The 15,047-nt window shown below is 35.5% G+C and carries 11 protein-coding genes; 10 read left to right on the top strand and 1 reads right to left on the bottom strand.

All coding sequences use genetic code 11. From position 1 onward, the window contains the following. The first annotated feature begins 46 nt into the window (after window positions 1-46). The 7 genes from MHB53_RS15280 to MHB53_RS15250 all read left to right on the top strand — a co-directional run bounded on the left by MHB53_RS15280 (window position 47) and on the right by MHB53_RS15250 (window position 8,066). Window positions 47-1,054: an aliphatic sulfonate ABC transporter substrate-binding protein gene (locus MHB53_RS15280; protein ID WP_340919872.1), complete on the top strand. Its 1,008-nt coding sequence runs from the start codon at window positions 47-49 to the stop codon at window positions 1,052-1,054. A 9-nt stretch (window positions 1,055-1,063) separates the two neighbouring features. Next, entirely contained in the window at window positions 1,064-1,846 is a 783-nt protein-coding gene (ssuC, locus tag MHB53_RS15275; protein WP_340919870.1) for an aliphatic sulfonate ABC transporter permease SsuC, read from the top strand. Between the two features lie 23 nt (window positions 1,847-1,869). After that, window positions 1,870-2,616: an ABC transporter ATP-binding protein gene (locus MHB53_RS15270; RefSeq protein ID WP_340919867.1), complete on the top strand. Its 747-nt coding sequence runs from the start codon at window positions 1,870-1,872 to the stop codon at window positions 2,614-2,616. 307 nt (window positions 2,617-2,923) lie between these two features. Further along, the gene (locus MHB53_RS15265) at window positions 2,924-3,724 is read left to right on the top strand and encodes an ABC transporter ATP-binding protein (RefSeq protein WP_340919865.1); all 801 of its coding nucleotides are present in this window, start codon (window positions 2,924-2,926) and stop codon (window positions 3,722-3,724) included. Further along, window positions 3,717-5,354 (top strand): hypothetical protein, encoded by a 1,638-nt coding sequence (locus MHB53_RS15260; protein ID WP_340919863.1) that lies wholly within the window; start codon window positions 3,717-3,719, stop codon window positions 5,352-5,354. Before MHB53_RS15265 ends, MHB53_RS15260 begins: the two co-directional genes overlap by 8 nt. 58 nt (window positions 5,355-5,412) lie before the next feature. Then, the gene (locus tag MHB53_RS15255) at window positions 5,413-6,711 is read left to right on the top strand and encodes an alkaline phosphatase family protein (protein WP_340919860.1); all 1,299 of its coding nucleotides are present in this window, start codon (window positions 5,413-5,415) and stop codon (window positions 6,709-6,711) included. Between the two features lie 74 nt (window positions 6,712-6,785). Beyond that, on the top strand, window positions 6,786-8,066 hold the full coding sequence (locus tag MHB53_RS15250) for an MFS transporter (protein WP_340919858.1): 1,281 nt from the start codon (window positions 6,786-6,788) through the stop codon (window positions 8,064-8,066). 59 nt (window positions 8,067-8,125) lie between these two features. Here the strand turns inward: MHB53_RS15250 and MHB53_RS15245 are convergent, their stop codons facing one another. Further along, the gene (locus tag MHB53_RS15245) at window positions 8,126-9,619 is read right to left on the bottom strand and encodes a peptide MFS transporter (protein WP_340919855.1); all 1,494 of its coding nucleotides are present in this window, start codon (window positions 9,617-9,619) and stop codon (window positions 8,126-8,128) included. An 842-nt stretch (window positions 9,620-10,461) separates the two neighbouring features. On the opposite strand from MHB53_RS15245, the gene MHB53_RS15240 reads away from it, so the two are divergent. From MHB53_RS15240 to MHB53_RS15230, 3 genes are read left to right on the top strand one after another with little or no spacing between them, the layout of a single operon-like run. Next, window positions 10,462-10,818 (top strand): NUMOD3 domain-containing DNA-binding protein, encoded by a 357-nt coding sequence (locus MHB53_RS15240; protein ID WP_340919853.1) that lies wholly within the window; start codon window positions 10,462-10,464, stop codon window positions 10,816-10,818. 36 nt (window positions 10,819-10,854) lie between these two features. Further along, entirely contained in the window at window positions 10,855-13,935 is a 3,081-nt protein-coding gene (locus MHB53_RS15235) for an ATP-binding protein (RefSeq protein ID WP_340919851.1), read from the top strand. Then, window positions 13,916-15,031 (top strand): response regulator, encoded by a 1,116-nt coding sequence (locus MHB53_RS15230; protein ID WP_340919850.1) that lies wholly within the window; start codon window positions 13,916-13,918, stop codon window positions 15,029-15,031. The genes MHB53_RS15235 and MHB53_RS15230 overlap by 20 nt, the downstream gene beginning before the upstream one ends. Window positions 15,032-15,047: the final 16 nt, after the last annotated feature.

Below are 15,047 nucleotides of genomic sequence, written 5' to 3'. Positions count from 1 at the left end.
ATTATGGTATTATGATTTTATTAATTGTTTCAAGGGGGAAATAATAATGAAAAAGGCTTGGTTGTCCATTTTTATAGGGATATCGATCATCTTTGTCCTTGCTGGATGTAATAATGATCCAAAAGGAACTTCATCAGAGGCCAACTCTGCCTCAACAGATTCTACAGAAAAGGTGAAAATAGGTTTTCAAAAAGGGAATACATTACATATTCTTAAAAGTTTAGGCTATTTAGATGAAAAGTTAAAAGAAGAAAACATTTCAATCGAATGGGTGGAACTCGCTACAGGTGGAGCATTACTTGAAGCGTTAAATACAAATAATATTGATTTTGGTCATGCAGCAGATGCGAACGCAGTTTTCGCTCAAGCGGCAGGTATGCCGTTAGTTTATATTGCATCGGAGCATCCTAATCCTGAGGGTCTTGCGATTATCGTCCATGGGGATTCCGATATAAAAACAGCAGCTGATTTGAAAGGGAAAAAGGTTTCCATCGGAAAGGGCTGGAATTCTCACTATCTATTAATGAAAGCCTTGCAAAAGGAAGGCCTCACTTCAGATGATGTTAATTTTGCTTATGTAAAAGATGCATCAGAAGGAAGAGCAGCATTTGAATCTGAACGAGTCGATGCGTTGGGCTTTTGGGATCCATTCCTTGCTGTATTAGAAAATGATATTAGTCCGAGGATTCTATTTGATGGCGAAGGATTTACAAATAACCGAACATATTACTTTGCTTCGGATGAGTATTCAACAAAAAATAGCGACGTAATAAAGACAATTCTTGAAGAATTGGAGAAAGCAGACCAATGGGCAAATGAAAATAAACCAGAACTAGCTAAAATGCTTGCGGACTCATTAGGTATTCCATTGGAAGCAATTGAAAGAACAGTAGAGCGCAGAACATATGGCGTGCAAAAAATCACTGAATCAGTTGTAGCCGAACAACAAGACATAGCCGATATATTTTTACAAGAAAAATTAATAGAAGCTGAGATTTCAGTATCTGACATGGTTACTGAAGATCCTGCTTGGTTTCCAGATAATCTAGAATAGGTGAATGAAATGAAGAATAATAAGATTTTTAAGTTAGAAGGAATCATACCGTGGGTTGTTCCAGTAGTGCTTTTACTTATTTGGCAAGTATGCTCTTCTAATGAAGTTATTTCATCAAGGTTATTTCCACCACCAACAGCGATTATATTGACAGCAATAGAATTATTTAAATCTGGTGACCTTTATTATCATATGGGTATAAGTACATACCGGGCGCTGATTGGTTTATTGATTGGTGGAGGAATTGGGTTTATTTTAGGGCTAATGAATGGATTATTTCCATTTGCGGGAAGGTTTTTTGATTCGACGATTCAGATGATCCGAAATGTGCCTCACTTAGCTTTGATACCACTAGTGATTATTTGGTTTGGTATTGGTGAAACAGCGAAGATCTTTCTTGTTTCCTTAGGTGTTTTTTTTCCTATATACGTAAATACGTATCACGGAATCCGCACAGTGGACCGAGGATTGATAGAAATGGGGAGAGTGTATGGACTTAGTCCATTAGAACTCTTCAATAAAATCATTTTACCAGGGGCGCTCCCGTCTATTTTCGTTGGTTTGCGATATTCCTTAGGGTTGATGTGGTTAACGCTAATCGTAGCGGAAACGATTGCATCTGATTCCGGTATCGGCTATATGGCTATGAATGCCCGTGAATTTATGAAAACAGATGTGATTATTTTAAGTATTATTATTTACGCATTATTAGGGAAATTAGCCGATGTTTTAGCAAAATTAATTGAGGAAAAAACACTTAAATGGCATCCAAGTTATGCTAAACAGAAATAAAGCTAAACGATGAGGTGAAACACATGGAAGCACAAAAGGATGGTCTCCATGTAACAGGAATTTCAAAGTCATTTGGGGAAGTAAATGTGCTCAAGCAACTTGATTTATCTGTGCAAAAAGGGGAGTTTTTATCGATTGTTGGTAGAAGTGGCTGCGGAAAAAGCACATTCCTACGCTTATTAGCCGGTTTAGACAAACCTACTACAGGTGAAATTAAGTTGGATCGGCAAGTCACCCAAGGAATAAATCCCGAAGTACGCGTAATGTTTCAGGATTCAAGGCTTTTACCATGGCTAACTGTTATCGAAAATGTTCAACTGGGATTGGCTAAGGTCGATGGGGTGAAAGGTAAAGCGGAAATGAAAAGACTGGCAGCTGACATGCTAGAACAAGTCGGGTTAAAAGGTAGAGAGAATGAATGGCCGCATGTTTTATCAGGGGGGCAGAAACAAAGGGTTTCCTTGGCGAGAGCATTAATTAGTAAACCAAAACTATTATTATTGGATGAACCTTTAGGGGCACTTGATGCTTTTACAAGACTAGAAATGCATCAATTGATTTCAAGCCTATGGGAAGAACAACAGTTTACGGCTTTCCTAGTGACGCATGATGTGGCAGAAGCAATAGCCCTTGCTGACCGAGTCCTTTTATTGGAAGAAGGCAACATTGCAATGGATTTGAATATCACCATTCAGAGACCAAGAGAAAGAGATAATCATGAGGTTACCGAATTAGAAAAAATGGTCATCAACCGCGTAATGGACGTATAAGTATTATTACGATAGTCTAAGAGATTATCTGTGAGCTGTAACAATGAGTGTTTATTAACGAGCCACTCAGCAACATGCGAGTGGCTCCGTATTCATTGCCGAGCCTTTTGTAATTCACAAATTACATGTAAAATAGCTATCGTTAGTTAAAAAATTGCCCTATGGAGTAGATCCTTTATAAGACTACTTTATAGGGCGCTTTTTTTATGGATAATTACTAAATATCCAATATATGTTAAGGAATGAACCCCACACAGTAAAATATAATGTTAGAATAATAGCAATATTACTTATAGAGGTGACCGTAATGAATGCGACAAGGGAAAAAGTGTTATCGCTGACCAATTTAACGATGAGTTATGGTGGGAAACAAGTGTTAAATGGGATCGATTTGGAAGTTTTTAAAGGGCAAATTATCGGTTATATCGGCCCAAATGGTGCGGGAAAGAGCACAACAGTGAAAGTCATGCTTGGATTAGTTGAAGGTTATCAAGGAAAGGTTGAAATCTTCGGCTGGGATATTGCAAGTGGGGATCATACATATAAAAGTAAAATTGGCTATGTTCCTGAGAATGCGGAAGCTTATGATAATCTTACTGCTAGTGAGTATTTAACATTTATTGGTGAGTTATTTGGACTGTCACAAGAGAAAGCGGAGCAAAAGGCAATTAAACTAATGCAGGAATTTGGATTAGCTGACGTTTTCCATGCCAGACTATCCTCTTTTTCGAAAGGAATGAAACAAAAGGTTTTAATTATCTCGAGTTTACTGCATGATCCAGATTTATTATTTCTAGATGAACCATTAAGTGGATTAGATGCAAATAGTGTGATGATTATTAAAGAACTTCTGGCACAGCTCGCTGCACAAGGAAAAACAATTTTTTACTCGTCGCACATCATGGATGTAGTGGAAAAAATCAGTAGCCGAATTATCTTACTTGTAGAGGGAAGGATAGTTGCGGATGGAAGCTTTGAGGAGTTAAAAGAACGAAGTAAAGAAGGGACACTTGAGGAGATATTTAATCAGTTGACAGGTTTTGATGAGCATAAAAGTATTGCTGAAAACATTGTTGCCACTGTCAGAGAGGGATGTGCCAATGAATGATTTGCAATCACTGAAAGTGTTGGATACTTTTAAAGGTTTATTTATAAGGTTTGGAATAGATTATGCTGTGATGAGAAAAATTTTGCAAACAAAGTTGACGATGGATCAGAGAAGGGTACCAACCATTTTTAATGGGTCAAAGAAAAAGGAAGGAAATCATTTTCTAAAGTCGTTAGGTTTATATGCGTTTTATGGTCTTATTTTAATTCCATTTATTCTTATGGGAAACAACTACATATTTCAAATGAGCCTCGTATTTGGAATGGTCATGTTTATTCTCATGACATCGATGATATCTGACTTCTCTTCAGTGCTGTTGGATGTACGGGATAAAAATATTTTGAATTCGAAGCCAATTAGCCGGAGAACAATCGGGGCCGCAAAGTTTTTTCACATCGTCATATATATGTCCCTATTAACGGGTGCGTTCGCAGCTATACCATTAGTAGTCAGCCTTTTTAGTAAAGGGATTTTATTTTCTCTTTTGTTTTTATTTGAGCTGGTTTTGATTTCCCTGTTTACTGTTGTGCTGACCGCATTAATCTACTTATTTATCTTGCGCTTTTTTAATGGTGAACGTCTAAAGGATATTATAAATTATGTGCAGATTATATTATCTATTAGTATCTTGATTGGTTATCAGGTCCTTGCAAGATCTTTTGAGTTCGTCGATCTAGACTTCACATATTCTTTTAGTTGGTGGAATGTATTCATACCAGCTTTTTGGTATGGCGCACCATTCGAATTGTTAATGAATCATAATGTCTCTAACTATATTATTGGTTTATCGATCCTAGCATTATGTATTCCGATTATATCTATTATGATTTATTCCCGATTGATGCCGTCTTTTGAGCGCAATTTGCAAAAATTATTAAGTGATACGAGCAAAAAAAGGAGCATAAATGGCCTTGATGCTTTATGTGCAAAAATAGTATGCAGGAACAAAGAAGAAAGAGTATTTTTTCAGTTTGCATCACTCATGATGAAACGAGAAAGAGAGTTTAAGTTGAAGGTTTATCCGACACTAGGCTTTGCGATTATATTTCCTTTTATCTTTTTATTTAATGAATGGAGAACGAATTCGTTCTCAGGACTTGCTGGCAGTAAAATGTTCTTCGTTATTTACTTTTGTAATTTGATGATTCCAGCAATTGTGCATATGCTAAAGTTTTCTGGAAATTACAAAGGGAGTTGGATCTATCGGGCTGCTCCGATTGAAGAGACATCCTCTGTCTACAGTGGCACAATGAAAGCATTTCTCGTAAAAATGTATTTACCTATTTATCTTCTACTTAGTATTTTATTTATTTGGATTTTTTCGATGGGAATTCTTCCGGATCTTCTCGCTGTCCTATTGGCAGGGGTAGTGCAGGTACTTCTTACCTATCGATTAATCAATATTGAGACATATCCTTTTTCTCGATCCTTTGAATTTGCTCAGGATTCAAATACAGCTATTATGATTATTCTCATGTTAATAACTGGCCTGTTTGCTGGAATTCATGTATTAGCTACAATAATCAATTATGGAATATATGTATATGTAGTTATTTTACTAATAACGACGATAATAGGCTGGCGTTTTACATTTCCAAGACAATCTAAAAGAGTCTTACTTGAAAAGTAAATAAAGGATGTCTATCCGTTTTGTAGAAAACTTCATAATACAAATATCGGAGGTTGTGATGACTCGACTTACAGATCATTTAATTGTTATCTCATTTGATTGCCTCTCTTCATTGGATTTCTCCATGTTAAAGGAGCTTCCGCATTTTCAGGAGTTTTTGCAAAAAGCATCTTTTTGTAACAATGTGGAGACGATTTATCCATCTGTTACATATCCCTGTCACGCTACCATCGTGACGGGTAATTATCCAAATCGGCATGGCGTAATCAATAACACTTTTCTACAACCAGGAGAACAGTCTCCCGATTGGTATTGGCATCGCCGTTATATAAAGGGTACCACATTATATGATGAAGCGAAAAAGGCAGGAATGACAACAGCTGCTTTATTATGGCCTGTGACAGCAAAGGGGAAAATTGATTACCATATGCCCGAAATTTTTGCCAACCGTCCTTGGCAACATCAAATTCCTGTCTCATTACTGAATGGAAGTGTCCTTTATCAGTTAGACATGAATCGTCGTTTCGGACATATTCGAAAAAGGCTCAACCAGCCAGAACTAGATGAATTTGTCTTGGAATCTACTGTTCATACGATTCAAACGAAGAAACCGAACTTAATGCTTGTTCATTTTACTGATCTTGATACGCAACGCCATTTACATGGTTTTTCCTCGACAGAAGCTCATGCGGCAATTCACCGACATGATATTCGGCTTGGGCGAATTATCGAAGCGTTAAAAGAGGGTGGTATCTACGAAAATGCAACTATTATTGCGATAGGAGATCATAGTGCACTCAATGAATCGAAGGCGGTCAAGCTGAATGTCCTATTTCGTGAGCAAGGTCTAATTAATGTTAATAAAAGAGGGAAAGTAATCGATTGGAAGGCATATTGCAATAGCTGCGATGGGTCCGCATATATTTATGTAAAAGATGACAAGACAAAGAAGATCGTTGCAGAAACTTTAAGAGACCTTTTCGAGGATAAAAAAAATGGCATTGAAAAGGTATTGACTGGTGAAGAAGCAGGCGTAAAGGGTGCAGATGGTAGCTCGGCTTTTATGATCGAAGCTCAACGAGGCTATTATTTTACAGAAGGGCTGGAAGGGGCATTTATTGATAGGATTACGGAGGAAGATGTGCAAGCGAAGCGATATACGCATGCCTGCCACGGCTATTCTCCTGAAAAAGAAAACTATACCACAATTTTGATGGCAACTGGAAAAGGAATACGTGAAAATACAATCCTTCCTGCCATGCATCTTATCGATGAAGGACCGACATTTGCTATGTTACTCGGTTTAGACCTTGGTGTCACAGATGGAAGAATTGTAAAAGAAATATTAACGATGTAAAGTTTAGACTTTTTGAATTATTGAGACTAGTTTTCCTGTACAATTAATAAATATAGTGTATTGGGGGGCTAAAGATGAAGCGTTATACGAAAACAGAAAATAGCTGGATGCTATATGATTGGGCTAACTCCGCTTATTCAATCATTATTACAACAGCAGTGTTTCCACTCTTTTATAAAGCAGCTGCTACGAATGCGGGAATTAGTGGAGCAAACTCTACTGCGTATTTAGGCTATACGATTGCTATTGCGACATTTATTTTAGCGATGATTGGGCCGATATTAGGGACAATAGCTGATTATCGAGGATTAAAAAAGAAATTTTTTATTGTCTTTTTTACGGTTGGTATTCTCGCCACCGCGATTCTGGCATTTGTACCTAGTGATAAGTGGTTGCTTTTATTAATATGTTACACATTGTCGGCAGTAGGATTTTGGGGAGCTAACGTATTTTACGATGCGTTTATCGTTGATGTGACGTCAGAGGAACGAATGAATCGAGTTTCGGCACGAGGCTATGGTTTGGGCTATATTGGTAGTACGATCCCGTTCATTATCAGTATTGCGATTATCATCTTGGCGCAAAGTGAGTCGATTCCCGTCTCTGTTACAAGAGCAAGTCAGATTGCCTTTCTTATTACCGCTATATGGTGGGGATTGTTCACGATTCCGCTATTTAAAAATGTTCATCAGATCTATTATATTGAGCGTGAACCTAAACCGATTATAAATAGCTTTAAGCGTCTAGGTCAAACATTTAAAGATATTCGAAAGTACCGGGCACTCTTTTTATTCTTACTCGCTTATTTCTTTTATATTGATGGCGTTGGAACAATTATTTCGATGTCTACTGCGTATGGATCTGATTTAGGCATTACTTCCACAAACCTTTTGATCATCTTATTTGCAACACAGGTGGTCGCCGCTCCGTGTGCAATTATATATGGGAAATTGGCGGAAAAGTATACAGGGAAAAAAATGTTGTATGTTGGAATCTTTGTTTATATTATTGTATGTATTTATGCATTCTTCTTAAAGACAACATTGGACTTTTGGATATTAGCTATGCTTGTAGGGACATCTCAGGGTGGCATTCAAGCGCTAAGTCGATCTTATTTTGCTAAACTTGTTCCTAAGGAAAAGTCTAATGAGTTTTTTGGCTTCTATAATATTTTTGGAAAGTTTGCTTCCATCATGGGGCCATTATTAGTTGGTGTAACTGCGCAAATGACTGGCCACTCTTCTTATGGTGTGTTCAGTTTAATTATTCTGTTTATTATTGGCATTATTATTCTTGCTTTTGTACCAGAACCTAAGGTTGATATCGCGGTGAAAAATACAACAAACATGGTATAGTCGTTATAAAAGCGAAAAGACGAGAGAATGTATATCTCCCGTCTTTAATCATGCCTAGATTAGCGTACGCCCTTCATATAACGTTGTATGATAGGAGTCACTAAGAAAAGCAGAACACTAAGTATAATTGCTGTTCCACCAATAATTCCAAAATAAAGCATTTCGGTTTCAGGTGTGTAAAATTTAACAAGTTGAGCATTTAATCCTTGGGCAGCTGCATTAGATAAGAACCACAAACTCATTGTTTGGGCCGAGAAAGCAGCGGGTGCCAATTTTGTAGTTGCAGATAATCCTACTGGTGAAAGGCATAATTCGCCTATAACGACAATAAAGTAACTAAGCACGAGCCATAACGGGTTTACCAATGAATTTTCGCCACCGAAGTATGCTGGTAATAGAATAACTAAAAATGATATGCCGGCGAATAATAACCCCAACGAAAACTTTTGAGGTATAGAAGGCTGGCGTTTACCTAATTTTACCCATAACCAAGCAAAGACTGGTGCTAAAGTGATGATAAATAAAGGATTTAAAGATTGGAACCAAGCTGGTGAAATATGAAAGCCTAAAAATTCTAATTGCGTACGTTTATCCGCATAACTGGCAAGAATGGTTGATCCTTGTTCTTGGATCGACCAAAACATAACGGAAGCCAGAAATAATGGAATAAAAGCGATAATTCGCGAACGTTCCACATCGTTTGTTTTTGGACTGCGATACATAACAACGAAATAGATCGTCGGAATAAGGAAACCAAGAATTCCTACTATTGTAATAAAAGATTTGATTGTAAGTAGACCTAATGGAATGCTAACGGCAATTATAATAGCGATTAGAGCGAAAGCAAGACCTATAATAGTGAATACTTTTTTCTTTTCAGTTGGTGATAGCGGATTTGCTATATATGTTCCTGCAAGACCAAGATTCTTTTTCTTCGTAAAAAGAAAAACTAATAGACCGAAAAACATTCCGACTGCAGCAATACCAAAGCCTAAATGGAAATCATATTTCATTCCGACTTCTCCGACAATTAAAGGCGAAAGAAATCCACCGAGGTTAATACCCATATAGAAAATACTGAATCCAGCATCACGGCGATTATCTGATTCACTGTATATATCTCCAACCATACTAGAAACATTAGGTTTCAGTAGGCCTGTACCAAGAACAATTAGTACCATAGAAACAAAGAACAGAGATACGCTTCCGGGTATTGCTAACGCAATATGACCAAGCATGATCAAAATTCCACCGTAAAATACTGCATGAGAAGTTCCAAATATCCTGTCAGCTAACCAGCCACCAATAATACCGGACATATACACTAGTGATCCATAAATAGACATAATGGCAAGAGCAGTATGCTCTTCAAGTCCTAGACCGCCTTTTGATACTTCATAATACATATAGAAAACAAGGATAGCTCTCATTCCGTAATACGAAAATCTCTCCCAAAACTCAGTGAAGAAAAGTGTAAACAATCCCTTTGGATGTCCAAAAAAGCCCTTTTGAGGAACACTTTCTACAATTTTCTGTTTATTTACTTCAGACATGAAAAAAATCTCCTTTAATTATTCTGATATAGCAATTAGTCTATTTTTTATTAATTAATAAAAAATGATCATTTACATTATAACCTTTTAAACGCTGTATGCTAAATAAATGCGTAAAATAAATTTCTTTAGAATAGTAAATAAATTGCAAAAAAAATGTCAATTGGTTCATTTATAATTAGTAATAGGGCTCAAATGCCATAAATAAAGCAATTACCTTGGGAATAGCGAAGTGAAACAATAGGTAAATTATGCTATATATTAGTATCATTGCCAAGAATACCATGTTTTTAAAGATGCTTATATAAAACAAGCGGACTACTTTCTTACCGAAAAATGGAAAGAACGGGTATGCACTTTTGTTCAGAATACGTTCAGATAGTTAGGATATACTAGGCGAAGTATAATATATTTACTTAAATCATTTAGAAGAGGGAATATTTGTCGATAAAAATTTTAAAGGATCACATTCTAGAATACCGTTATGACTCTTTAATTATCTGAATTTTCAATGCCTTAAGAACGGCAAAATGTATATAGTGCCGTGGAGTAGGATTTAGCTAAAACGAATAACAATCAAAAAGCATTTTAGATCGCAAGGGAATGACCAAAGTTAGTTGTTAGAGGAATTTTCAAATGAAAAAACAAGTTTTAATAATAAGTAGATAATGGTAGTATGTACCTATGACATAATTACTATATCATTCGGAGTTTAAATTCATTAAATATAACCTAATTATGGTACCGGCAACTACTTCATCAATTTCTTCCGAATCTAGAGTTATTTCGTCTTCAGATAAACAATGATAATTCTTTTTTATTATAGAAAGGAAAGTTACTAGATGGAAAAGAAACCTACTAAAAACGAAAAAATAAGTCTAGCTATGAAAGGGAGAACACTTTCAGATGAGCATAAGCTCAAGTTATCTGAAGCTAAAACTGGTGTGAAACGAACGGATGAGACTAGAGCAAAAATCAAACAAACGCTATTAGGAGATACAATTAATAACTTAAAAAAAGATCATCCTGTAATTCCTAAAACAAATATGAGTCGTACTCATTTAACAGCAGCAGATGTAAAAAAGATTCGAGACCGATATAGTAATGAAGAGGCGGTATCGATACGTCAACTTGCATTGGAGTATAATGTTAGTAGGCATACGATTCATAGTGTAGTTACTTACAAGCTTTGGAAATGATATATTTTTAGTAAAGAAATGTATTAAGGGGTGCCTATGAGAAGAATTATTGCAATCATTCTATCAATAGGAATTTTTTTAATTACTCTTTTTAGTTCATTCCATTTGATGGTTGGATCGGAAAAGGGTGCACCAAATGCGGAAAAAGGAAAATTAGATCTGTATGCTTGGGATTTCGAAAAAAAGGGTATTTTAAAATTAAATGGGGAGTGGGAATTCTACTCTGGTGAGTTGATTTTCCCACAGAAAAATAAAAATGTGTTTACTAAATATAGTCAGAAACGAAAAGTTGTTGACGTCCCTGGCTCATGGGACAGTTATCTTTCAGATGATGATACTGTTTATGGGATCGGGACGTACCGTTTAGTAATCCAAGTACCACAACAAGATACATATGGAATCGAAAAAAATACAATTCGCCATGCAAGTCGTTTATTTATAAATAGTGAAGAGGTCGGAGCAAGTGGGGTGCCTTCGAAAAATTTGACGGATTTTCGCTCTAGTGATGAAAAGTATATCGGGATGGGCGGGAGTGCTGAGAGTGAAATTGAAATAGTCGTTCACGTTGCGAATTATTACTATCCTACTGGTGGAATTATTCATTCACTTGAATTTGGAACATTTGATCAAATCATGTGGCAAAGAGATTGGAATAGAGCGTTAGATACCTTGCTCATTTCTGGTTATTTACTGTTTGGAATTTATTATTTTCTGACCTTTTTTCAGCGAAAAAGTGATGTATACCAATTGTATTTTAGTTTATTCTGTTTACTTCAGTCGGTATATTTATCGACTTTGAATGAACGGATATTCAGTTTGGTTTTCCCGAACATCGGAATAATAGCTATGACGGACCTACAAATGTTCCTTATTCATTCTTCCGTATTTTTCTTTTTAATGTTTATATATAAACTGTTTGAAGCATATGCAAATAAAAAGGTTATTCGCCTATTAAGTAGCTTATTAGCGATACAAGTGTCGTTATATGGAATTCCTAATATGAGTGAAACTTTACTTAGTGATGTATCAATGTCATTCAAGCTAACGATGATCGTTTTAATATTAAGTGTCGTGTTAATCTATGTCCTCATTCTATTAATAAAAGCATTTATTAATAGAACAGAAGGGTCTGAATATATATTAATTATCGTTACAACATTTTGTTGCTACGGATTACTATTAGGTCTTGATTTTCTATTTGAAATTGCATTTGGAAAAATGCCTGTATTTTTGTTTTTAGTGATGATAATGAACCTTTCTTTATTAATGGGCTACCGATTTCAATTCGCATATAAACAAGTAGATCAGCTCTCAAAAGATTTACTTACATATGACCACCTGAAAGATGAGTTTTTATTAAAAACAGCTCATGAACTTCGGACGCCTTTACATGGTATTTTAAATCTTTCTAAGTCGTTAATGGAAGGAAATAACGGTCCGTTACGATTAAAGCAACAAGAAAATGTTGTCTTTATTCATAATCTAGGGAAACGTTTAGTCACTATTGCCGAAGATTTGCTGCATGCCTCAAAAATTAAGCAAGGACAAATGAATATTTATCCAAAAATTTTAAATATAAAAGTAATTGAAGAGGTTTTGGCGGAAGTGAATTATTTAATACCACCATCAGAAGCTGTGAAGGTGATCAACACAGTCTCAAACGACCTGCCACTTGTCTATGTTGATGAGCAACAGCTGAAACAAATCGTATTCAATTTAATGTATAATGCGATTAAATTCACAAAACAAGGTGAAATTATTATCTCGGCGGAAGTTGATGATGAAGAATTGCATATTTCCATTTCTGATACTGGAGTTGGTATGGACGAAGAGCATTTAGCTCTCATTTTCACATCATTTTATCAGGTGGAGGGCAATTTTAAAGGAGAGTCAAAAGGTCTTGGATTAGGTCTTTCAATTGCTAAACAATTAGTTGAAGCATTAGGTGGTAGGATTTGGGTAACCTCTGAGTTTGGAAAAGGTTCTTGTTTTACTCTTGCAATACCATTAGCGAATGAGAGTCAGATGCACGACGTACTAGTAGAAGAAAAAGAAAACATTTTTTTTGGTGATATCCTTAATATGAATTTACCTATGAAGGTTGTAGGGGACTATAAATATACTATTTTAGTTGTTAATGATGAACATGTGAGCCTAAAAGAACAGATGGATTTAGTTACTTCCCTAAATTACACAGTCATCGCAGTGGATAATGGAGAAGAAGCGATAAAAGTTTTAAACAATGAAACGATAGATATGATGATTATAGATTTGGCGATGTCTAAAATATCGGGTTACGAGGTATGTAAAATTGTGCGAAAAGATTATCACTCAGTTGAATTACCGATTATTATCTTAACTGCGGCAGGGAAATTAACAGACTTATCGCTATATTTTGACGTAGGAGCGAATGACTTTTTACACAAGCCTATCCAAACGGAACAATTAAAAACAAGGGTAGAGTCCTTATTAGCCATCAAAAAGTCTGCACAAGATGCTGTTCATGATGAATTGAGCTATTTCTATGCGCAAATTACTCCACATTTTTTATACAATACACTTAATACAATTATTGGATTAAGTTATGGAGATGTAGATAAAGCACGTGAAGCATTAGAGCATCTTTCTATCTATTTTAGGGCCAAATTGGATTTCTATAATCATAATTCTCTTATTTCAATAAAGAAAGAAATGGAATTAGTGAAGTCCTATTTATCAATTGAACAAATGCGGTATCGGGACAGGCTAACGGTTTATTACGATATTGATGAAAGTGCATATGCAATGCTACCGTCAATGACGATTCAGCCACTTGTAGAGAATGCTGTTCAACATGGGATTGCAAAGAGAAGGTCAGGTGGATCCTTATGGATATCCATTCAAAAGGATACCGTAGGCGTTAAAATTGTGGTTAAAGATGATGGTATTGGTATACCGAAAGATAAAAAAGTGGAGCTGCTTAATGAGAAAAACGACGGAATTGGTTTTACGAATACCTTTAAAAAATTAAAATTAATGAAAAAAGCAAAGTTTTCATTAGAGAGTGATGAAGGGAAAGGGACGAAAGTAACGATCATCTTGCCGGAGGTGAAACATAATGAGGGTTATATTAATTGATGACGAGCAATTGGCATTAGAAGTACTGGAAATACAATTAAAGAAAATAAAAGATGTGGAAATAATTGATAAGTATACTGATCCATATAGGGCGTTTGAAGAAATAGAAAGACTTAATATCGATGTTGTATTTCTAGATATGGAGATGGGATCAATCCATGGGCTTGAATTTGCAGAGAGATTGATGACGAAATTTAATGATTTGGAAGTTATCTTTGTTACTGCACATCCACAATTTGCACTAGAAGCATTTGAAGTAAACGCGATTGATTATTTGTTGAAACCAGTAAGGATGGAAAGGTTAGAAAAGTCAATTGCAAAGCTGCAAGAAAAAGTTCAGCTATATCAAAAAAATAAAGTGTTGGAAGTCGCTAAAGAAAAATGTTTATTCGCTAAGACAATGGGAGGCTTTCAGTTATATGATACTGAAAAGAATATAGTAAAATGGCGCACAAAGAAAGTAAAAGAATTATTCGTTTATCTATGGCACTCTAAAGAAGAGGGCGTTCATAAACATCGATTAATGGAAGAATTATGGTCAGACGTGCCTGCAGGTAATTCAAATACATTAATTCATACAACGGTTTATCAATTGCGAAAGATCCTGAAAGAAATTGGTATTTTGAATCCTATTTCCTTCATGAATGAACAATATGTTTTGAATATCACTGTGGAGAGCGATCTATTAGAATTGGAAAACATAATGAAGCTTTCCGAAAAAACAGGGACAAATATCGAAAAGATTCTTCATTTATATGTAGGTGACTTTTTGGAAGCCGAGGGTTACAGTTGGGCTTTACATGAACAACAAAATATTAAAAGATCATTTTCGAAGTACTTGGAGGATTATGTATTAAGTGCCAAAGATGATATAGAACAATCCTATTTTGTTGAAATCTGTTTAGAAAAAATGATTGAGATGGAATCTTATGAAGAAAAGTATATTTACTTACTTATGGATCATTATGGAAAGACAAAAAGTGTCCAAAAAATGATCGCTCTTTTTCATGTATTCAAGAAGCAATGGTTAGATGATTTAGGGCTTGATGTACCTAGAGAAATGACAGAACTTTATCATAGATACTTAAATGAATAAAACCTTCTAAAAAAGA

The organism is Bacillus sp. FSL K6-3431 (genome assembly GCF_038002605.1).
In the GTDB taxonomy this organism is placed as follows: Bacteria; Bacillota; Bacilli; order Bacillales; family Bacillaceae_C; genus Lederbergia.
Note: the sequence above shows the minus strand (reverse complement) of the source record. Positions and strands in the feature narration are given on the sequence as shown.